General features: G+C 41.3%; 19 protein-coding genes. 7 read left to right on the plus strand and 12 right to left on the minus strand.

Features of this window, described 5'->3' with window-relative positions; genetic code table 11:
* The first annotated feature begins 84 nt into the window (after nucleotides 1–84).
* Nucleotides 85–1,557, plus strand: coding sequence for an IMP dehydrogenase (guaB, locus tag AB9K32_RS09860; protein ID WP_252079171.1), 1,473 nt, complete (start codon nucleotides 85–87; stop codon nucleotides 1,555–1,557).
* A gap of 22 nt (nucleotides 1,558–1,579) precedes the next feature.
* On the opposite strand, the gene AB9K32_RS09865 is transcribed toward guaB, so the two are convergent.
* Together AB9K32_RS09865 and lysA are read right to left on the minus strand one after the other, a co-directional pair.
* Nucleotides 1,580–2,095 (minus strand): thioredoxin family protein, encoded by a 516-nt coding sequence (locus AB9K32_RS09865; RefSeq protein WP_369885074.1) that lies wholly within the window; start codon nucleotides 2,093–2,095, stop codon nucleotides 1,580–1,582.
* Between the two features lie 98 nt (nucleotides 2,096–2,193).
* Nucleotides 2,194–3,432, minus strand: coding sequence for a diaminopimelate decarboxylase (lysA, locus tag AB9K32_RS09870; protein ID WP_369885075.1), 1,239 nt, complete (start codon nucleotides 3,430–3,432; stop codon nucleotides 2,194–2,196).
* Nucleotides 3,433–3,595: 163 nt separating this feature from the next.
* On the opposite strand from lysA, the gene AB9K32_RS09875 reads away from it, so the two are divergent.
* The 5 genes from AB9K32_RS09875 to AB9K32_RS09895 all read left to right on the plus strand — a co-directional run bounded on the left by AB9K32_RS09875 (nucleotide 3,596) and on the right by AB9K32_RS09895 (nucleotide 7,292).
* Nucleotides 3,596–4,234 carry an LON peptidase substrate-binding domain-containing protein gene (locus AB9K32_RS09875; RefSeq protein ID WP_224835189.1) on the plus strand — a complete coding sequence of 213 codons (639 nt, stop codon included), beginning with the start codon at nucleotides 3,596–3,598 and terminating at the stop codon, nucleotides 4,232–4,234.
* Between the two features lie 120 nt (nucleotides 4,235–4,354).
* Entirely contained in the window at nucleotides 4,355–5,548 is a 1,194-nt protein-coding gene (gene sucC, locus AB9K32_RS09880) for an ADP-forming succinate--CoA ligase subunit beta (RefSeq protein WP_224835188.1), read from the plus strand.
* Nucleotides 5,549–5,896: 348 nt separating this feature from the next.
* Nucleotides 5,897–6,232 (plus strand): hypothetical protein, encoded by a 336-nt coding sequence (locus AB9K32_RS09885; protein ID WP_252079173.1) that lies wholly within the window; start codon nucleotides 5,897–5,899, stop codon nucleotides 6,230–6,232.
* Nucleotides 6,233–6,349: 117 nt separating this feature from the next.
* Nucleotides 6,350–6,751: a TerB family tellurite resistance protein gene (locus tag AB9K32_RS09890; protein ID WP_252079174.1), complete on the plus strand. Its 402-nt coding sequence runs from the start codon at nucleotides 6,350–6,352 to the stop codon at nucleotides 6,749–6,751.
* Between the two features lie 115 nt (nucleotides 6,752–6,866).
* Nucleotides 6,867–7,292, plus strand: a complete 426-nt coding sequence (locus AB9K32_RS09895) for an Hsp20/alpha crystallin family protein (protein WP_369885076.1) — start codon at nucleotides 6,867–6,869, stop codon at nucleotides 7,290–7,292.
* Between the two features lie 89 nt (nucleotides 7,293–7,381).
* On the opposite strand, the gene uvrB is transcribed toward AB9K32_RS09895, so the two are convergent.
* Genes uvrB through AB9K32_RS09915 form a run of 4 tightly spaced genes read right to left on the minus strand, consistent with a single transcriptional unit; the run spans nucleotide 7,382 to nucleotide 12,919 of the window.
* Nucleotides 7,382–9,370 (minus strand): excinuclease ABC subunit UvrB, encoded by a 1,989-nt coding sequence (uvrB, locus tag AB9K32_RS09900; RefSeq protein ID WP_338193536.1) that lies wholly within the window; start codon nucleotides 9,368–9,370, stop codon nucleotides 7,382–7,384.
* A 48-nt stretch (nucleotides 9,371–9,418) separates the two neighbouring features.
* Nucleotides 9,419–11,149: a T9SS type B sorting domain-containing protein gene (locus AB9K32_RS09905; protein ID WP_369885077.1), complete on the minus strand. Its 1,731-nt coding sequence runs from the start codon at nucleotides 11,147–11,149 to the stop codon at nucleotides 9,419–9,421.
* A 28-nt stretch (nucleotides 11,150–11,177) separates the two neighbouring features.
* Nucleotides 11,178–12,011 carry an ABC transporter permease gene (locus tag AB9K32_RS09910; protein ID WP_369885078.1) on the minus strand — a complete coding sequence of 278 codons (834 nt, stop codon included), beginning with the start codon at nucleotides 12,009–12,011 and terminating at the stop codon, nucleotides 11,178–11,180.
* An 11-nt stretch (nucleotides 12,012–12,022) separates the two neighbouring features.
* The gene (locus tag AB9K32_RS09915) at nucleotides 12,023–12,919 is read right to left on the minus strand and encodes an ABC transporter ATP-binding protein (protein WP_369885079.1); all 897 of its coding nucleotides are present in this window, start codon (nucleotides 12,917–12,919) and stop codon (nucleotides 12,023–12,025) included.
* 78 nt (nucleotides 12,920–12,997) lie between these two features.
* Between AB9K32_RS09915 and AB9K32_RS09920 the strand changes: the two genes are divergently transcribed.
* Nucleotides 12,998–14,074, plus strand: coding sequence for a hypothetical protein (locus AB9K32_RS09920; RefSeq protein WP_224835180.1), 1,077 nt, complete (start codon nucleotides 12,998–13,000; stop codon nucleotides 14,072–14,074).
* Here AB9K32_RS09920 and AB9K32_RS09925 read toward each other — a convergent pair.
* Genes AB9K32_RS09925 through AB9K32_RS09950 form a run of 6 tightly spaced genes read right to left on the minus strand, consistent with a single transcriptional unit; the run spans nucleotide 14,071 to nucleotide 19,872 of the window.
* Nucleotides 14,071–15,129 carry a nucleoid-associated protein gene (locus AB9K32_RS09925; protein WP_224835179.1) on the minus strand — a complete coding sequence of 353 codons (1,059 nt, stop codon included), beginning with the start codon at nucleotides 15,127–15,129 and terminating at the stop codon, nucleotides 14,071–14,073. The two genes, AB9K32_RS09920 and AB9K32_RS09925, sit on opposite strands and share 4 nt — an antisense overlap.
* A 44-nt stretch (nucleotides 15,130–15,173) precedes the next feature.
* Nucleotides 15,174–15,677, minus strand: coding sequence for a hypothetical protein (locus tag AB9K32_RS09930; protein ID WP_369885080.1), 504 nt, complete (start codon nucleotides 15,675–15,677; stop codon nucleotides 15,174–15,176).
* 43 nt (nucleotides 15,678–15,720) lie between these two features.
* Entirely contained in the window at nucleotides 15,721–16,734 is a 1,014-nt protein-coding gene (locus tag AB9K32_RS09935; RefSeq protein WP_224835177.1) for a COX15/CtaA family protein, read from the minus strand.
* Nucleotides 16,731–18,161, minus strand: a complete 1,431-nt coding sequence (locus AB9K32_RS09940; RefSeq protein WP_369885081.1) for a CCA tRNA nucleotidyltransferase — start codon at nucleotides 18,159–18,161, stop codon at nucleotides 16,731–16,733. The genes AB9K32_RS09935 and AB9K32_RS09940 overlap by 4 nt, the downstream gene beginning before the upstream one ends.
* A 2-nt stretch (nucleotides 18,162–18,163) precedes the next feature.
* Entirely contained in the window at nucleotides 18,164–18,724 is a 561-nt protein-coding gene (locus AB9K32_RS09945; protein ID WP_369885082.1) for an L-threonylcarbamoyladenylate synthase, read from the minus strand.
* Between the two features lie 26 nt (nucleotides 18,725–18,750).
* A complete protein-coding gene (locus AB9K32_RS09950) occupies nucleotides 18,751–19,872 on the minus strand; it encodes a glycosyltransferase family 4 protein (RefSeq protein ID WP_369885083.1) in 1,122 nt (373 codons plus the stop codon).
* Nucleotides 19,873–19,925 lie beyond the last annotated feature (53 nt).

A 19,925-nucleotide genomic window follows, 5' to 3' on the forward strand; every position in this document is an offset into this window, starting at 1 on the left:
AAAATGTAAAAACATAAAGTGTTAAGTAGGTTCGACGTTGTTTAAAATAGTGGTATATTTGCACGCAATTAATCCGTAATTGCAATGGAAGCTCACCTAAACAAAATTGTTGGCGAAGGACTTACTTATGATGACGTTCTTCTTGTGCCGGCATATTCCGAAATACTTCCCCGAGAAGTCAACATTCAATCAAGATTTACCAAAAACATTACCATAAATGTGCCCATTGTTTCTGCGGCCATGGATACTGTGACCGAATCCCGAATGGCAATTGCCATGGCTAGGGAGGGCGGTATCGGAGTTCTTCACAAAAACATGACCATAGAAGACCAGGCGCTAAAGGTCAGAAAAGTGAAACGTGCGGAAAGTGGAATGATCATGGATCCAGTTACACTTCCGTTGGATTCAACTGTACGAGACGCTAAAGCCAGTATGAAAGAGCATAGTATTGGTGGTATTCCCATTGTTGACGCAGAAAAAAAATTGATCGGTATCGTAACCAATCGTGATCTCCGATTCGAAAAGAACGATGGTCGTCCTATTTCAGAGGTAATGACCTCTGAAAATTTGGTGACCGTGGGAGAGGGCACCTCTTTACAACAGGCCGAAGTAATTCTTCAGGAAAACAAGATCGAAAAACTTCCTGTGGTCAATCAAAAGGAGGAACTGGTCGGTCTGATCACTTTTAGGGACATTACCAAACTTACCCAAAAACCCATTGCGAACAAGGACCAATATGGGCGTTTACGCGTAGCCGCTGCCATTGGAGTAACGGGAGATGCTGTTGATCGTGCCGGTGCATTGGTAAAAGCCGGGGTCGATGCCATTATTATCGATACGGCACATGGGCATACCAAAGGTGTGGTGGGTATACTTAAGGAAGTCAAAAAATCCTTTCCCGAATTGGATGTCGTGGTAGGTAATATTGCTACGGCCGAAGCTGCAAGATATTTGGTGGAAGCGGGTGCGGATGCTGTTAAGGTGGGTATTGGACCGGGATCTATCTGTACCACACGCGTGGTGGCAGGTGTCGGTTTCCCACAGTTTTCAGCAGTTTTAGAGGTTGCCGCTGCACTAAAAGGAACCGGGGTTCCGGTAATTGCCGATGGTGGAATTCGGTATACCGGAGACATTCCCAAGGCTATAGCAGCTGGAGCAGATACTGTAATGTTGGGTTCGTTGTTGGCAGGAACAAAAGAATCGCCTGGCGAGACGATAATTTACGAGGGACGTAAATTTAAATCTTACCGTGGCATGGGCTCTGTTGAGGCAATGAAGCAAGGTAGCAAGGACCGATACTTTCAAGATGTTGAGGACGATATTAAGAAATTGGTTCCCGAAGGAATTGTAGGTCGCGTACCTTACAAAGGTGAGTTAATGGAAAGTATGCACCAATTTATTGGTGGTCTGCGCGCTGGAATGGGGTATTGTGGCGCAAAAGATATCGAAACTTTAAAAGAGAGTGGTCGATTTGTAAAAATTACTTCGAGCGGCATTCACGAAAGTCATCCGCACGATGTGACCATTACCAAAGAAAGTCCAAATTATAGTAGATAAATATTTAAACGCTGGGGGGCAATTACTTCCCAGCGTAGCTTTTCCAGTCTTGATCTTTATAGATGTTCTCGCCAAAATACTTGGCGATCTGCATAAAAGGTTCCACTTGTTGATAACCGGGCACAGGTGAAAGCATATTTAGTTTTTCGTCCAAGAAGACTACAGTGGGGTAGCTCATGCGCCCTTGCAACAGCGCCGCTGCCAACTCGTGATAGCCTCTTCTGCCCGAAGGTATGTACTTAAAGGTTTTTCCCTGATATTCAATAGGGTCTTTGCCTTCAGCATCCATTTTTACCATATAGAAATTATCCTGCATATATTTGGAAACCTCAGGATTTTGAAATGTATTCTTGTCCATTTTCTTGCACCATCCACACCAATCGGTATACACATCCACAAAGATTTTTTTAGGGCTTGCATCCGTTTTGGATAACTGGACGGCTTCGTCCCAAGAAATCCAATTGATTTCTTGAGCTTGGGCATTAAAGCCTATCAATGCTATAAAAAGTAAACTGATTTGGGTAAAAATTGAGCGCATAGTCGTTATTTTTGACGTAATTGTCGTCTTATCTCTACAAAACTAACGAAAATTATGCCAAAAAAGTATTGATTTTAACAGCTTGATAGGGCTTACTTCTATTTTACCGGTTCCTCTTGCGGAACATTAAAAACACCCTTGATGTCCACTTGGTTGCGCAGGATATCATCAAAAGTTTCTCTTTTTCGTATTAAATGTGCCTTGCCTTGGTACCAAAGTACTTCAGCGGGGCGGTATCTGGAGTTGTAGTTGCTTGCCATGGTAAAGCAATACGCACCGGCATTTCTAAAGCAAAGTATATCGCCCTCCGAGATTTCGTTGATCCTACGGTTACTCCCAAAAGTATCCGTTTCACAAATGTAACCTACCACAGAATAGTAGCGTTCCCTGCCTTTTGGATTGGATATGTTGATTATTTCGTGATTAGATCCATATAACATTGGACGAATCAAGTGATTGAAACCAGAATCGACACTTGCAAAAACGGTTGAAGTGGTTTGCTTCACTACATTCACTTTGGCCAAGAAATAGCCGGCTTCGCTTACCAAAAATTTTCCTGGTTCAAAGGCAAGTGTTAGTTCGCGGCCATAATCCTTGCAAAATGCATTGAACTTTTTGGTCAGTTTTTTGCCCAACTCATCAACGTTGGTCTCAATGTCCCCTGCTTTATATGGTACTTTAAATCCACTGCCAAAATCGATAAACTCTAGATCTTTGAAATTTTTAGCCGTTTCGAACAAAATTTCAGAGGCATAGAGGAACACATCAATATCCAAAATATCGCTTCCCGTGTGCATGTGTATGCCATTGATGTTCATGTTGGTAACCTCCACAATACGCAATAGATGGGGTATTTGGTGGATGCTGATGCCAAATTTTGAATCGATATGGCCAACAGAAATCTTGGAATTTCCTCCAGCCATTACGTGCGGATTTATTCGGATACATACAGGAATGTCTGGATGCTTGCTGCCGAATTGCTCCAAAATTGAGAGGTTGTCTATATTGATTTGAACGCCAAGGGCGGCCGCTTCCTCTATTTCCTCCAGGGAAACCCCGTTTGGCGTAAAAATAATGGACTCTGGTTTAAAGCCTGCCAAAAGGCCCAAATTGACCTCTTGTATGGATACGGTGTCCAAACCGCTACCCAAACTATTTAATAATCTAAGGACGCTTATATTGGAAAGGGCTTTCGCAGCATAGTTCAACTTTAGCTTTGGCACTCCTTTAAAAGCGTTGGTCAGCTTTTTATATTGCGATGCGATTTTATCGGCATCGTACACGTATAATGGTGCGCCAAATTGTTCGGTAAGTTGAAGTAATTCCTTAGAGTTCATGTTAATTACATATTTTGAACAAAACTAGGTTTTGTAGGTGGGTTACGCAAAAAAGAAATTTCAAAATATAAATATATAACAAAATGTTTTAAATAAAACATCAAAACTTAAATTAGGTTGTTCTTTTGGATTCTGATCTGTATTTTTAGAGGAAATTGGAATTATGAAGCTACCCTTATTTCCACTACAATCCGTTTTTTTTCCTGGAGAAACAGTGCCACTTCACATTTTTGAGGATCGTTATAAGCAATTGATCAACGATTGTAGGAATGAGGCGCTCACTTTTGGTATCCCGGTCTATATCAACAATGCCATCAACTATGGAACTGAAGTGCAATTGGTGGAAGTTGTAAATACCTATGAATCCGGTGAAATGGACGTGGTATGTGTGGCGCGTCAGGTTTTTAAAGTGTTGAGTTTTGAAAAACAATTGGAAGGAAAGCTATACGCTGGAGGCGAAGTGGAGTTTTTGGAAACGGAAAATGACGCAAATGATCGTCTAAGGGAGGAAGTGATTCAAAAAGTTGAGGCGCTCTACGATATTATGGACGTTCCCTTTACCAAAACATCGCCCAAACAATTCAACAGCTACTCCCTAGCCCATAAAATGGGGCTTTCTTTTGAGCAAGAATATGAGTTATTGCTTATTAAGAAGGAAACCGATCGATTAAACTTTATAAAAACACATTTGGAGGCTGCGACCAGTATACTTACCGAAGTGAACCGTGCCAAAGAGGTTATCGAGATGAACGGGCACTTCAAAAACTTTGATCCGCTCGATTTTCAAGATTTTACATTGTAGCCATCCGTGGAATCAATAAAAAGCCCATAATTTATACTTGGGTATCAATTATTCATTTAACAACTTCAATTTGTCAGCGTTGTTTTCTATTTTTGTCAGCAAACAAAAGTAAATTCACAGATGAATCTTCACGAATATCAAGGAAAAGAGATTTTAGCCAGTTTTGGTGTTAGGATCCAAAGAGGGATAGTTGCTCACAACGCCAAGGAAGCGGTAGATGCCGCAAAACAACTTACACAGGAAACCGGAACCGGATGGCACGTTATCAAAGCGCAGGTTCATGCAGGTGGCCGTGGAAAGGGCGGAGGAGTTAAACTGGCCAAAAACTTGAAAGAAGTAGAAGAATTGGCAGGAAGTATTATCGGGATGAACCTGGTTACCCCGCAAACATCGGCAGAAGGGAAAAAAGTACATCAGGTTTTGGTAGCTGAGGATGTGTATTATCCCGGCGATAGTGAGACCAGCGAGTTTTATATGTCCGTTCTTTTAAATAGAGGTACGGGTAGAAACATGATCATGTATTCCACTGAAGGTGGGATGGATATAGAAGAAGTGGCGGAAAAAACGCCGCACCTTATTTTTACCGAAGAAGTTGATCCTGGTTTGGGCCTGTTGCCGTTCCAGGCGAGAAGAATTGCCTTTAACCTTGGCCTGTCCGGTACTGCGTTCAAAGAAATGGTAAAGTTCGTGATGTCGCTCTATAAGGCATATGTGGAAAGTGATTCCAGTCTTTTTGAGATCAATCCGGTTTTGAAAACATCGGACGATAAGATTATGGCGGTAGATGCCAAAGTTACCATAGACGATAATGCGCTGTACAGAAGAAAGGCTTACGCAGAGATGCGTGATCTGCGCGAAGAGAATCCTATCGAAGTAGAAGCTCGTGAAGTAGGTTTGAATTATGTGGATTTGGATGGTAATGTAGGCTGTATGGTAAATGGGGCCGGTTTGGCCATGGCCACTATGGATTTGATCAAAATGGCCGGAGGAGAACCGGCGAACTTTTTGGATGTAGGTGGGACCGCCGATGCCAAAAGGGTGGAAGAAGCTTTCCGTATTATCCTGAAGGATCCTAACGTAAAAGCTATCCTGATCAATATTTTTGGTGGTATTGTTCGTTGTGATCGTGTTGCCCAAGGTGTGGTTGATGCGTACAAGAACATGGGTGATGCCATCCAAGTGCCGATTATTGTAAGATTGCAAGGGACCAATGCAGAGTTGGCCAAAGAAATTATAGACAACTCAGGGTTGGCCGTGCATTCCGCGGTACAGTTTAAAGAAGCGGCAGATAAGGTCGAGGAGGTTTTGAGCTAGTCTTGACCATTTAAAAATATCGAAAAAGGGCAATGTTTTGTTAACATTGCCCTTTTTGTTTTTTGTAGTGGATATCCGATGCATCAGTGTCGTTTTTTGCTCGAAATTCTTATCTCATTAATTATGAGCCTGTTTTGATTTAGAACGATTTTTTAAAGTTCATTTTTGGGTTTATAAAGAGTATTTGCCCAACGTTAAGGACATTAAACATTTGTTAAATCGATAAAAAGTGTAACAATTTACTTTTTAAATCGTCTTATTTTTGTGGTGTCTTAAAAAAAGGACCTTAATCGGGACTTGTTTTTAGCAAATCATTAATCATTCAATTTTAATCAAAAAACAAAAATCATGAAAAAATTAAGAACTGTTTCAGTAGCGTTGGCACTTATGGCAACCATGAGCGCATTTGCAACAAAAGGAAAAAAAGCGACCAAGGAGAACAATCTTTCCGGTCAGATTTATGAAATGTTGAAGGATAATCAATTCAACGCAGATCATAAGGATTTGACTGCCGAGGTTCGTTTTATTGTAACAGAAAAAGGCGAATTGTTGGTTCTCTCTGTTGAAACCAAAAACGATGTTTTGGAGGGCTTTGTTAAGAGTCGTTTAAATTACCAAAAGGTGGAATTAACAAATGTTGCTCCCGGAAGAGTATATGAGCTTCCAGTAAAAATTACCGCGTAATACACGGGAATTGTTTGAGTTAGTTAGAAAAAAGCCCTGAATTTCAGGGCTTTTTTGTACTAAAAAGTATGGTTTTGAAGTTATCTACAGTAGGATCGATAACCAAAACCAAGCTTTATGGGTACTCACAAAGAAAAATTGAGCATTCTTTCGCAAATGATAGCCTTTGCCAGGGTAGATCATTCGATAAAGCAGTCAGAGTACGATTTTTTGCTTCAGGTAGCACATACCCTCGGCATTGGTAAAGATATCTTCGAAGGGCTTCTTAAGGAAAAATCCCCTAAGGTCCGCTTAAAGACCCAAGCAGAGCGCATAGTACAATTCCATAGACTTATCCTTCTTATGAATATCGACAAGGAACAACATAGGAAGGAAATAGACAAACTCTATAATATCGGACTAAAAATGGGGCTCCCGCCGGCGGCTATCAGTCAGGTTTTGGAGGTTATGCACCGTTATCCGGACAATATTGTACCTCCCGATGTGCTGATCAATATCTTTAAGGCATATTATAATTAATGTCAAAATGACATTTTTTTCATTCTCAAACATGTCAAAATGACATAGATTTTGTGTTGGTACAGGTTTTGCTTTTTACTGGTTGATTTAGATGTTTAACTAAAATTGAATCGCCATGAGTATAGTAAAAAGAAATAACCTGTTTTTTCCATCATTGATGAATGATTTTATGAGTCCTGATTGGTTCGGTGGAACAGAGAAGTGGAATACTTCCGTGCCCGCAGTAAATATAAAGGACAATACAGAAGGTTTTGAATTGGAACTTGCTGTTCCTGGTATGAAAAAAGAAGACTTTACCGTAGAAATCGATAACGATGTACTTACCATTGCCAGTGAAGTAAAAACTGAAAATGAAGAAAATAAGGACAACTACACAAGAAAGGAGTTCTCGTTCACATCGTTCAAAAGGGCATTCACATTGCCGGAAACCGTAGATGGATCTAAAATAGATGCGAAGTACGAAGATGGGATACTAAAACTGATGTTGCCCAAAAAGCAAGAGGCATTGCCAAAACCCAAAAGACTGATTGAAATAGGATAAGGCACTAGAACACCAACTAAAGGTGTTTCATGATGGTTGGATTAGTTGGTTAGTTGAGGCGCGCTCCGGCATTTGCTGGAGCGCGTTTTTTATTTTTTTTCTTGCAACATTTTTATTTCGTCCCTTAATTTGGCGGCTTCCATAAAGTTGAGTTCTTTGGCAGCTTTTTCCATGGCCTTTCTTTTTTCGCGAATCAGTTTTTCTTTTTGATCTTCCGTAATATAGTTTAGATCTGGCTCGGCGGCACGTAACTCTTCTTTTTGAAAGTGGTAGGTGGATACCGAGTTTTTGGCAAGGGCACTGTCCAGGTTTTTCTTGAGTGCGGTAGGGGTTATGTTATTTTCTTTATTGTAGGTAATTTGCTTTTCCCTGCGATAATTGGTTTCGTCTATGGTTTTCTGCATGCTTTCCGTAATCTTGTCGGCATACATAATGGCTTTCCCGTTCAAGTTTCTTGCAGCACGCCCTACGGTTTGGGTGAGCGAGCGGTTACTTCTTAAAAAACCTTCCTTATCGGCATCCAGTATGGCAACTAGGGAAACTTCCGGTAGATCCAATCCTTCCCGCAAAAGGTTTACTCCGATCAAGACATCAAAAAGTCCCTTGCGCAGGTCTTGCATGATCTCCACCCTTTCCAAAGTGTCCACATCACTGTGGATGTATCGACAGCGAACATCAATTCTGGTTAAATATTTGGTGAGCTCCTCGGCCATACGCTTGGTCAGTGTCGTTACCAAGGTACGTTCATCCAATTCTACACGTTGTTGGATTTCTTCAACAAGGTCATCGATCTGGTTTTCGCTGGGGCGAACTTCGATTATAGGGTCCAGTAACCCCGTTGGTCGGATAATCTGTTCCACATAAACACCTTCGCTCAATTCCAGTTCGTAGTCAGCGGGAGTGGCACTAACGTATAGTACTTGATTTTGTAGGGCTTCAAATTCTTCAAACTTTAACGGACGGTTGTCCATTGCAGCCGGTAACCGGAATCCATACTCCACCAAGTTTTCCTTTCTAGATCGGTCGCCGCCATACATGGCATGTACTTGCGGTATGGTAACATGGCTTTCATCGATCACCATTAAATAATCATCTGGAAAATAATCCAGCAAGCAGAAAGGTCTGGTGCCCGGTTTTCTGCCGTCAAGGTACCGTGAGTAGTTCTCGATTCCTGAACAATAGCCCAGTTCGCGAATCATTTCCAAATCAAAATTGGTGCGTTCCTCCAAACGTTTGGCCTCTAAAGGCCTGCCGATTTCCTTAAAATAATCCACTTGTTTTACCAAATCGTCCTGAATCTCGCGAATTGCATTTTGCAATACATCCGGGGAGGTGACAAACATATTTGCGGGATAAATGTTCAAGGTGTCGTAAACCTCTATAACGTTGTTGTTGTACGGGTCCAATGCTTCGATTTCTTCAATTTCATCACCAAAAAAATGGATACGGAACGCATGGTCGGCATATCCTGGAAAAACATCGACCACATCTCCTTTTACCCTAAAATTTCCATTTCTGAAATCTGCAGTGGTCCTTGCGTACAGGCTCTGTACCAACTGTTTTAAAAACTTGGTCCTAGAAATAACTTGATCCCTATGAATGGTGATAACGTTTTTTTGAAATTCTATCGGATTTCCGATACCGTACAAACAGGATACCGACGCTACAACCAGGACGTCCCTTCTTCCGGATAAGAGAGAGGAGGTGGCACTTAAACGCAATTTCTCGATATCCTCGTTTATGGAAAGGTCTTTTTCTATATAAAGTCCACTGGTCGGGATATAGGCTTCAGGTTGATAATAATCATAGTAGGACACGAAATATTCGACCGCATTGTTCGGAAAAAATTGTTTGAACTCTGAATATAGTTGTGCCGCCAAAGTTTTGTTGTGTGCCAAAACCAGAGTAGGCCGTTGAACGGATTCCACAACGTTGGCCACGGTAAATGTTTTTCCCGATCCGGTTACGCCGAGCAAGGTTTGGTGTGCTGTTTTGGACTCAATGCCCTCGACCAATTGTTTTATCGCCTGCGGCTGATCGCCGGTAGGTTTAAAATCGGAAACTACCTGAAATTTCATGCTGTAAAAATACTAAAGGATGTTCCTAAAAGGAAGTAAAAAGGGATATTATCTTTTTAAGGAAAAATGCCCTTTGAACTCCCGGTCCGAATCATCAATGGCCATGAACCAATAATCTCCGGCGGGTAAGCTGCGCCCGGCCAAATTTCCGTCCCAACCCAGGGAATATTGCGAAATTTGTTTTATAAATGTACCGTAGCGATCAAAGATTCGGATACTTTTAAAAACAATTTTTTGCGTCTCTGTTGGCTGTATAAACTGCCAATAATCGTTTATGTTGTCCCCATTGGGCGTAAAGAATTTTGGAAATCCCTCCACGGTCAAGTCCTGGGCGAATTTTTGCTGGGCAATGCCGCAACCGTTCTTGTCCCTAACATAGAAGATGTGGCTTCCGGGTGCCACATTGTTAAAAACATTGCTGTCCGAATATGGGCCATCTATATCATCTATAGCATATTCGTAATCTCCGTTACCCGATGCAACTACGGTTATTCGAAGTGAGGAGACCAGAGTCTCGGCCATTATATTTTCTATGGTTGCCATTTCCGATGAAACGACCTCGAATACTTGACTCGAGGGACATTCAATGGTATTGCCATTTTGATTGATCGTATTGTAGGCTTCGTACCTGTACCTGCCGTTTTCAGTGATGGTAACGTCACTGGTGTCCGAGATTAGGGACTCATTTTCAAATTGATCTATCCGAAACCACCGGTAACCTTCGGCAATGTCGGTTGAATTGATGATCAGTGGGCCATTGTTATCGCAAGAGGATATGGTAGCGGGAAAATCTATTTCCGGGTTTACAATAACGTATTCCCCAGTATCAAAATCCAAAAAGGGGCCACATCCCAACAAGGTGGTAAAACTGGTCTGGGTGCACCCTTCTGCTGCCCCTGCGTCGTTAAAAGGAACAATTGTGATAAAAAAAGTTTTATTTGATTCAAAATTAACGACCGGAGTGGAATTGCTATAAAATGTGGAGCCGTCAAGAATGTCCGTGCCCGTAGGTGTTGTGCCAATGGTAACGATGTATCCTGTTGCATCGGGTACGGCATGCCATTCCAATACAGGAGATAGCGGTACATTGGTTTCTCCGTTCAGCGGATAAATAATATTGGTGCAATCGGGTATTTCGGATTCGGCCCGTGTTGTAAATTGTTGATAGGTACAGCCCATTGCCGTTCCCAATGCGTTGTATGGTACAATTGATGCGTAAATAGGGGTCTCTGGGGGTAGATCGGTTATTGGGTTATAGGTAAGGGTGTTGCCAACATCAATATTATTCAGAAGTTCCGTGCCTCCAGGTGTTGTGCCCAAACTAAGATTGTAGCCCGTTGCAGCGTACACATAGGACCAGGATATGTTGGTATTTGGATTTATGTCCACAGCGTTGTTCAATGGATTGGTTATTTCGGTACATTCTGGAACTGTGGAAATGGGTTCGGTGGTAAAACTGTAGCTTGGACAGGTAATATTGGGCTGGTCAAAAAAGAAAAGGGTTATCGTTACATAAATAGTGGTATTGGCAGGTAGTCCAAGTGGTGGTACATAGGAAGATCCACTGGCAAATTGTGTGCTCAGGATGTCGTCGCCCCCGGGTGTTGTTCCCATGGTTATATTGTAGGAGGGAACTCCGTCTACCGATTCCCAATCAATTGTGGCGTCCAAAGGAACATTTGTAGCTCCATTGGCAGGGTAAACCGGATTAGGGCAATCCTGGGCCCAAAAAGAATGGCTGGCCAGGAGTGCCCATAAAATTAATATTCTGTTCAGCATTACATGATTCTGTGCATCTTACAAGATACTACAAATCACGTTTTTTTAATAATGCGTAGGATAAGTAGATAAAAATCACTGTCCAAAGGATGACTACCAAAAACTCATACCAATATACATGGTAATCGAATCTCATATCCTCTCCTATCTGTTGACCAATATTCTGTACGGCCGATAACCTTGTGAAGGGTTCTTTTATTAAATTGGACATGGATTGCAATGGAAAAAATTGTTTTATGGTCTTGGCCGCTTCCCAGCTCATAACTTTCCAACCGAGCAAACCAAAAACTACTTGCTCCAAAATGGTCCATAAAATTAAGAACCCCAGCGCAAAGGCCGAACGCTTGACCAATATGCCCAAGAACAGGCAAAAAGAGAAAAAGCCGACCAGTTTAAAGAAGAACGCCGGTAAAAACTCCATGTCCGAAAAAATAATGGACATTTCGTCGTAATCGGAATAGATCAGGCCAAGGACCATGGAAACCACAAACACAAATATGGTGGAAATAAGCGCAAAACTGATTACGGTAAGGACTTTGGAAAGGATAAACTCTTTTTTGGAAAGGCCATCTATCAGGTTTTGTTTTATGGTCTTGTTGCTGTATTCGTTGGACATCATGGAAACGATTACAATGGCCAAAAATAGCTTAAAAAGGGCGGTGACAAAGGTGTTAAAGTGCCAGATATAGGGAAAATTGAATATCCCTTGTTCCGCTAGATGAAATTGTACCGGGCCAATATCAAATTTAATGGCCGCGATGAGCGCAATGGAAGTTAAAAGCACAAAATAGGAGATAATAAGCACCTTGCTGGCCCTATTGTTCCATAATTTTATAAATTCTATTTGTAGGAGACGTAACATTCGTTTATTGATTATTGATTTTTGGTCAAGGTTAAAAATTGTTCTTCGAGACTTTCTTTTCGTTTTACGAGGTGAGATAGGACAATACCCTGGTCAAACAGCATTTTGTTTAAGCTTTCGGCATCCATTTCTTCCTTTAAATAGGCCGTAAGCGTACCGTTAAAGTTTTCGATTTTCCCGAAGCTGGCACTTTTTTCGAGCAGCTCGTGCAATTGCTCTAGATTTTCGCACTTCAATTCAAAAAAACCATGACTGGCCAGCATACTATCTACCGGCCCGGAATATAAATTCTCTCCTTTTCTAAGAATGATGACATGGGAACATACTTTTTCAACTTCGTCCAATAAATGAGAGGCCAATAAAATGGTTGTGCCTTGGCTCGCAATTTTTTTGATGATCTCCCGTATTTGATGGATTCCTTGGGGGTCCAGACCATTGGTAGGTTCGTCCAAGATGAGTATTTCGGGGTCGTTGAGCAGGGCAGAGGCAATGGCCATGCGCTGTTTCATCCCCAGCGAATAGGTTTTGAACTTACTGTTCCTGCGGTCCCACAGACCTACCAATTCCAGTTTTTCCTGAATTTTGGATTCGGGTACATCTTTGATCTTACAGACCAACCTTAAATTTTGAATCGCGTTCATGTACGGATAAAAGTTGGGACGTTCAATTATGGCCCCGACCTTTTTTAGGGCGTCATGGGTGGTGGTGTTGCCATCGAACCAATTAAAATCGCCCGAGGTTCGGTTCACAACGTTCAGGATAATTCCCAATGTGGTGGATTTGCCACTCCCATTGGGTCCTAAAATGCCATAAACGTTACCTTTTTCTATTGTAAAAGAAAGATCTTTTACGGCTGTTAGGTAACCAAATTTTTTTGTAAGATGGTTTACGGTAAGTATTGTTTCCAAAAGATGCTATCGTTTTTTGAATGGTTTATACTAACTTGACGATATTATTTGCAAATTGTTACAAAATAATCGAACACAATGTCGGAAGAAAAATTAATGTCGAAAAAGAAACCTGCCTACCCCATAAGTAAGGAGCTGGATGAATATTTGGATTATTACAATAGAAAAATCGAAATTCCGATCCATTATGATGACTTGTTGCGCTTTTCAGGAAGCGTTGCCGTTTACGATGCCAAGGATGAGGATACACTTTGGGTGCGCGTGTTTTATCCGGAGTTCGATAGGGATGAAATAGACCTGGCCCTAAAAAGAGTGTATTCCAGTTTTGTTTCCGATGGCAGTGATTCCATTTTTCAATATTTGAACGTGGATTATGTGGACTATTGCACTTTTGGAAACTCCAAGCCTTTTCGAATCAAGGTCCGGAACATCCTTAACGATAACTATACCTTGTTCTATGTTAAAAAAACCGACGCTTCTAGAGTATATGGTTTGGAATTGGAGCATATGCTCTCTCCTTACAATTTAAACTTTGTGATCTATGAGAATACGCTCATCGAAGAGCATATTGTAGGTATTCCCGGAGATATTTTTATGAAGAACAACCTGCCCGAATGTACCGAATTCGAAAAATCACAGATTGCCAAGGAGTTTGTTAAGTTCAACGAAAGAAGTATGATCCGGCTCTTAGGGGACATGCGTTCTTATAATTACGTAATTGTTCCCACTCACGATTTTGATAGTGTAGTCTATAAAATAAGGGCCATAGATTTTGATCAACAATGCTATGAAGGTAATATAAAGGTATATCGCCCCCAGTTTTTTAAAGAGAACAAGACCATGGTGGATTTGGTGCAAGGTAAATTGACCATAGATTCCGTTAACCAATATATTGTAGAGGAGCGTTCCATAATCGCAAAACGGATACTTAGTTGGGGGCGCCGCCTTAAACGCTTGTTGGATGTTTGCGCATTGGATACCATTGCTCCACCGGAAAACATAGAAATGCTAAAAAACCAATTGCAGGACCTTACGGGCGATATTAATTTTAGGGACAGCAAGAACATGGGCGAAATTTTGACCCACGCCTTGGATTTTGTGAAACGTAACTACGAGGATGTGAGTATGAAACAGATTATTGAAAAAAAATTCTAACTTTTCTGTTCCTTGTTAAAATACACAAGGTAATAGTACATCTGTCGTTCCTCGTCCCAACCTTTTTCCACAAACTTCTCTGCCGAATCAGGGTTGATGAAATCCATCTTGATCTGAATATTGGTGTCCAGATTGATTACATTCTTGATTTTTTTACGGGCATCGCTCACCGCTTTGTTGGCAATGTCAAAATTAGAAACGTCCTCAATGCTGTACTTGGGTCCTTTTTCTACTTTATAATGTTTAAACTCTGGAATTAAGTCGGGATTTTCCATTACCTCGTTCAAAAAAGAGGTCTCCTCGAAGTTGTCGTTTTTGGCAAAGTGGTTTACGGCGCGGTTCATGAACAATACTTCTTGCTGTTTGTCCTCTGCGGGCAAAACAACATCCTTGGCAAAGTTCTGGCAGAACTTAAGGTAGTTTTTTGTGTAAAAGTTCTCATCCGTTAATGGCGAAACTCCCAAAAAGTTTTCCAGCCAATATTTGGCGTCATATCGGTTGCTGTCCACAGATAATATCCTAAAACCTTCTTCTCGGTCCACGTTAAAAACTATGCACCCCTTATCCAATTTGTTGATATTGATTCCCTGGCGTATTAAAATTTCCAAGTTGCGTTCGTTTTCCTCGAACTGAAGAAAGTCGTGCTTTAGCTCACTCTTAAAAATACCTACGGCATCCGTTTTTTTATTGTCGATTACCATATCGGAGAAATGCACCACATAAACCTCCCCGCTTTTAATGTGAGGGTGGTTGGATTGCTCAAACAGATGCGTGGTTATTTTTTTGGATAGTCGATGGTTATCGGAGGGGTTGTCGAAAATCTCGGTAACCGCCGTACATACCTCATTGAATTCCAAATCCACTTCGTGGCTAAACTTATAATAGTTTTCTTCCTTTTCGCGAAAGGGCTTAAAAAAGTATTCCTTTAATAGGCCTGCCATTTCATCGTTCAGGGAAAAAGGCTCTGCGGATAAAAAAGCAGATTCGTTTTTGCTCTTGTTGCCAACTCGGTGAAGCGATATACTTTCAATTTGGGCGGAATATAAGTTCAGCATTTTTTGGATCGGGGATTATTGGTTAAAATTTAGGCGGTGCTATTTTAGTTCCAGTTTTCGTCAAAGTCCATATCGTCGTAACTGTCCAGAAGGTCGTCAAAATTTCCTTCATCGTCGTTGGGCTTTGCTTCGAATTGTTTTTCCGGTGGGGCATCCGGTAATTCGCCAAAGGTGAACAATACATTGGGATAAACACGGCCATCTTCTTTTTCCACAATATCGGCAAGCTCCACAAAAAAGGTCCACATGCTAAAAAAGTCGTACACGTAGATCAGTTTGGGGCTGTCCTTGGTCAGAATATCGTCCAACGAGGTTTCGTTCATCAGGCGAATATCGGAGCCATTATCACTCATATCAAAAAGAGCGATTTCTTCATCTTGGTTCCATTCTTCGTCACAAGTATAAAATGAGGCCATTTCACTTCCCTCAAAGCCAAAAGCTTGGGTAATGGCGTTGTGGAAATCCTCCAAGTTACTTTGGTCCTCAATTTCGATATCCCGAAAGATATCTTCCTCAGCATCAAGTATTATCCTGATTTTATAAATCATCCATCAAATTTTAGAGTGGGCACAAAGGTACAATAAATAGCAGTTATTTGGTGAACCTGTGCAAGGTAAACGTCATCGCGGCCAAAAGGAAAAAAGCGCCAATTTGGTGCACGATGCCCAGCCAAAGTGGCACGGCATAAATCAATGTGAGCACACCCAATATAAATTGAACAAAAACTAGGGCCAACAAAGTTTTTAGTCCTTTTTCCTGTAGGGCGGTTGTGGATATTTTTCGTGTTCGGTACCAAATCACCCCAATCAAAGCGACCACAATGTAAGCCAGGTACCGATGTACAAACTGTACGCCGCTTTTTCCTTCGTAAAAGTTCTTTATTACGGGCTGTTGTTCTATATAAACGGTTTCGTGCATTAGTTTGCCTTCGTTCATCAGAGGCCAGTGGTTGTGAATAAAGCCGGCATCCAAACCTGCAACAAAGGCACCCCATACTATTTGAAGCAACAAGACCACCAGGCCTACGCGGATCAAGTTCCTTATTTTGGTGTCTACTTCTTTTCGATTTGGATAGATTAGGTCCAAGGCCACCCAAAAACTATAGGCGAACGTTAAGAATGCCGTGGTCAAATGAGCTGCCAACCTGTAGTGCGATACATCCGGACGGTCCACAAGGCCGCTTTTTACCATATACCAGCCCAAAAAACCTTGAAACCCGCCCATAAAGAGCAGAATCAAACTTTTTTTAATGGTAGGTCTATCCAGCTTCTTGGCTATCAAAAAGTAAATAAACGGTAAAATAAAAACGATTCCGATAAATCGTCCAATGACCCTGTGCAGCCATTCCCAAAAGTAAATGTCCTTGAATTCCTCGATTCCAAAATGATAGTTGAGTTTTTGGTACTCGGGATATTGCTTGTAGAGTTCAAAGGCTTCCTCCCATTCTTGTTCGTTCATGGGGGGGATTGTACCTTGAATAAGTTTATAATCGGAAATGGACAGCCCCGAGTGGGTAAGTCGGGTGATGCCTCCTACCAAAACCATTATAAAAATGAGAAAACATCCAGTTAACAACCAATACACCACATATTTGTTCTTTTTCATTCGGAATGGACTTTTAGATTCATTTTTTCGCCCTTTTTTAACATAAAGTTGTAGGCCGCTTCATATTCGTTGGGGATTTCTCCCTCTAAGATTGCCTCTTTGATCGCGTCTTTAATAATGCCTATTTCTTTGGATGGTTTTAGGTTGAAGGTTTTCATGATCTCTTCGCCGGAAACCGGAGGTTGAAAATTTCGGATGTGATCCCGTTCTTCGACTTCGACTATTTTTTGGCGAACGATCTTAAAATTGTTCTTGTATTTTTTTTGTTTTTTGGGGTTCTTGGTGGTAATGTCCGCTTCGCAAAGGGTCATCAGGTCTTCCACGTGATCACCGGCATCGAACACCAATCGCCTTACCGCAGAATCGGTTACATGGTCTTCGGACAGTATAATGGGCCGTGAGCTCATCAATACCATTTTTTGAACGAATTTCATTTTATCGTTCAATGGCATTCGTAATCTTTTAAAAAGTTTATAGACCATTTTAGCACCGACAAACTCATGGGCATGGAAGGTCCAACCTATTTTTTTATGGAATTTCTTGGTAGGTGCCTTTCCAATATCGTGAAGCAGTGCCGCCCAACGCAGCCAAAGATTGCCCGTTGTTTGTGCAATATTGTCCACTACCTCCAATGTGTGCCAAAAATTGTCCTTATGGCGTTGTCCCTCTATTTCTTCGATGCCTTGTAAGGCCGTTAGTTCAGGTAGAATTAAAGGAAGAAGTCCGGTTTTGTGCATCAGTGTAAAGCCTAGCGATGGTTGGGAACTCATCAATATTTTATTGAGTTCGTCCACAATACGTTCCTTGGATACAATTTTTATTCGATCCTTGTGCTCTGCAATGGCCTGGAGAGATGGCAATTCGATGGTAAAGCGCAATTGTGAGGCAAATCGTATGGCTCGCATCATCCTTAATGGATCGTCCGAGTATGTGATGCCCGGCTCCAAGGGCGTGCGGATAAGTTGTTTGGCCAAATCCGCCAAACCATCAAAAGGATCTAAAAGTTGACCAAAATTGGATTGGTTCAGTGCCAATGCCATGGCGTTTATGGTGAAGTCGCGACGGTTTTGGTCATCTTCGAGCGTGCCATCTTCGACAATGGGTTTACGGCTGTCTCGGTTATAGCTTTCTTTTCGGGCGCCCACAAATTCCAGTTCCAGGTCTTTGTATTTGATCATGGCCGTACCGAAATTTTTAAAAACGGAAATATCCGGTTTGCCCTTTAATTTGGAAGCCACTTTTTTGGCCAATTCAATGCCGCTGCCAATGGCAACAATATCGATATCTTTTGGGGTATTTCGTTTTAAAAAATAATCACGGACATACCCGCCGATCACATAGGAATCTGTTCCGAGCTCATCAGAAGCTTCGCCAATAAGTTTAAAAATAGGGTGCTGTATTGCGGCTGTATGGAATTCCTTCGTCATTCTTATTCCCGGATAACCTTCACCTTACCGTCGTTACTTAACTTAATTATGGAAGAAGGAGAAGGGTTTTTGTTTTCGTTCTGCAAATTTACCACATAGTCCACTCCTTTTAAAATTTCTTGATCAATATCCTTGAAATGTTTTGGGGTAGGATTACCAGAAATATTGGCCGAAGTTGACACAATGGGTTTTCTGAATTTATTGATGAGGTATTGGCAAAATTTGTCCGATGCAACCCGAATGGCCAGGGTGTTGTCCGCAGCAACCAGGTTGTCGGCAATGCCTATAGGGTCGTCAAAAACTATGGTGGTGGGTTTTGTGGCCAGATCCATAATATCGTAAGCGACCTCGGGCACCTGTTTTACATGTCGTTCCAGCATGGCTTGGTTGGCCACCAAACATATCAGTGCTTTGGAGTCCTCTCTTTTTTTAAGGGCGTATACCTTTTTTACGGCCTCGGGATTGGTGGCATCGCAACCTATGCCCCAAACCGTATCGGTAGGGTAGAGGATGAGCCCGCCTTCTTGCAGAACTCGGTTACAATTATTGATTTCTTCGGTCATATGGTATAATCAGCGTTTAAAATGTTTTATTTTTTAGATGAAACTATATCCTTGGCTAAATCGTAAAGCTTGCCTATTTGTCTTTTTTGTTCATAATGCTGTTCCATATGGTTTCTTCCTGCCATCCCCATAGATTTAGCTAACTGAAAATTATCACATAATTCGATCATGTATTCTGCCATTTTATTCACGTCTTTTTCATCGACCAAAAAACCAGTTTTATCGTGAACAACAAGTTCTTTGATGCCTGCGTGTTTTGTGCTTACTATTGGTAGACCGGAAGATGCAGCTTCCATAATACTGACAGGGGAACCTTCCATGTCCCCATTTGGAGCTGTAATTGAATGCTGAACAAAAGCCAGTGAAGATTTCATTAAAATTGAAATTTCTTTTTGACTTAAAATTCCAGTGAAGGTAACAGATTTTCCTATGCCAAGATTCGAGATCAAATCTTGACATTCGTTGTAGAGGCCATTTTTGTTCCCTACAAAAATTAGTTTTGAATCCGGATGTTTTTGTAAGACTGAATTAAATGCTTTAATTGTGTACAATGGTCCTTTTTTTGCGGTTAACCTTCCTACTGCTAGAAATGTTTTTTGTTGAGCAGGCTCGGTGTTCGACTCAAACATTGAAGTATTTACTCCACAAGGAATAATTTGTATTTTGCTTTTCGGGGCACCGAGTCCAATGAGTTGTGATTTCATGTCGTTTGAAACAACAATTATGTTTGAGGCATAGTCAAACAATTTTACATATTTGTGTTTGTATTCATTTAGTAATTTTTTGTCCGTTGCATCATGTCCATGAAAAATGACTATTAAGGGTATATTCAGGGCTTTACAAGGGGCGACCATATGAGATGCACTCATTCCGTAATTCGCTAGGACAACATCGATTTTATTTTTATTGAGATATTTTTTTACTCCATAATCGCTAAAGTAGTTATTTCTGCCCACCAGGATTTTTATCATTTTGTGAAAAACCCAAAAGAGATATGGGTTTAAAAGACTGCCGTTTTCCATTCTCTCCGGATACCTCCCACTATGAATGGTATATGTTTCGCAAAGTGATTTGAATTCCTTTATTTGGTCCCTAATGAAGGTTTCGGAATATGCGTGTTTTTCTGTTCGTGTAATGCAGATTTTCATATTGGATAGTTTTTGATTTAAACGGCCTCTAATTATTAAGTTGGATAACTAGG

Source organism: Allomuricauda sp. XS_ASV26 (assembly GCF_041224615.1).
GTDB lineage: Bacteria > Bacteroidota > Bacteroidia > Flavobacteriales > Flavobacteriaceae > Flagellimonas > Flagellimonas alginolytica.

Excerpts from the sequence above, each read along its gene's own strand:
- guaB (WP_252079171.1), top strand. The coding sequence starts at position 85 with ATGGAAGCTCACCTAAACAAAATTGTTGGCGAAGGACTTACTTATGAT.
- AB9K32_RS09865 (WP_369885074.1), bottom strand. The coding sequence starts at position 2,095 with ATGCGCTCAATTTTTACCCAAATCAGTTTACTTTTTATAGCATTGATA.
- lysA (WP_369885075.1), bottom strand. The coding sequence starts at position 3,432 with ATGAACTCTAAGGAATTACTTCAACTTACCGAACAATTTGGCGCACCA.
- AB9K32_RS09875 (WP_224835189.1), top strand. The coding sequence starts at position 3,596 with ATGAAGCTACCCTTATTTCCACTACAATCCGTTTTTTTTCCTGGAGAA.
- sucC (WP_224835188.1), top strand. The coding sequence starts at position 4,355 with ATGAATCTTCACGAATATCAAGGAAAAGAGATTTTAGCCAGTTTTGGT.
- AB9K32_RS09885 (WP_252079173.1), top strand. The coding sequence starts at position 5,897 with ATGAAAAAATTAAGAACTGTTTCAGTAGCGTTGGCACTTATGGCAACC.
- AB9K32_RS09890 (WP_252079174.1), top strand. The coding sequence starts at position 6,350 with ATGGGTACTCACAAAGAAAAATTGAGCATTCTTTCGCAAATGATAGCC.
- AB9K32_RS09895 (WP_369885076.1), top strand. The coding sequence starts at position 6,867 with ATGAGTATAGTAAAAAGAAATAACCTGTTTTTTCCATCATTGATGAAT.
- uvrB (WP_338193536.1), bottom strand. The coding sequence starts at position 9,370 with ATGAAATTTCAGGTAGTTTCCGATTTTAAACCTACCGGCGATCAGCCG.
- AB9K32_RS09905 (WP_369885077.1), bottom strand. The coding sequence starts at position 11,149 with ATGCTGAACAGAATATTAATTTTATGGGCACTCCTGGCCAGCCATTCT.
- AB9K32_RS09910 (WP_369885078.1), bottom strand. The coding sequence starts at position 12,011 with ATGTTACGTCTCCTACAAATAGAATTTATAAAATTATGGAACAATAGG.
- AB9K32_RS09920 (WP_224835180.1), top strand. The coding sequence starts at position 12,998 with ATGTCGGAAGAAAAATTAATGTCGAAAAAGAAACCTGCCTACCCCATA.
- AB9K32_RS09925 (WP_224835179.1), bottom strand. The coding sequence starts at position 15,129 with ATGCTGAACTTATATTCCGCCCAAATTGAAAGTATATCGCTTCACCGA.
- AB9K32_RS09930 (WP_369885080.1), bottom strand. The coding sequence starts at position 15,677 with ATGATTTATAAAATCAGGATAATACTTGATGCTGAGGAAGATATCTTT.
- AB9K32_RS09935 (WP_224835177.1), bottom strand. The coding sequence starts at position 16,734 with ATGAAAAAGAACAAATATGTGGTGTATTGGTTGTTAACTGGATGTTTT.
- AB9K32_RS09940 (WP_369885081.1), bottom strand. The coding sequence starts at position 18,161 with ATGACGAAGGAATTCCATACAGCCGCAATACAGCACCCTATTTTTAAA.
- AB9K32_RS09945 (WP_369885082.1), bottom strand. The coding sequence starts at position 18,724 with ATGACCGAAGAAATCAATAATTGTAACCGAGTTCTGCAAGAAGGCGGG.
- AB9K32_RS09950 (WP_369885083.1), bottom strand. The coding sequence starts at position 19,872 with ATGAAAATCTGCATTACACGAACAGAAAAACACGCATATTCCGAAACC.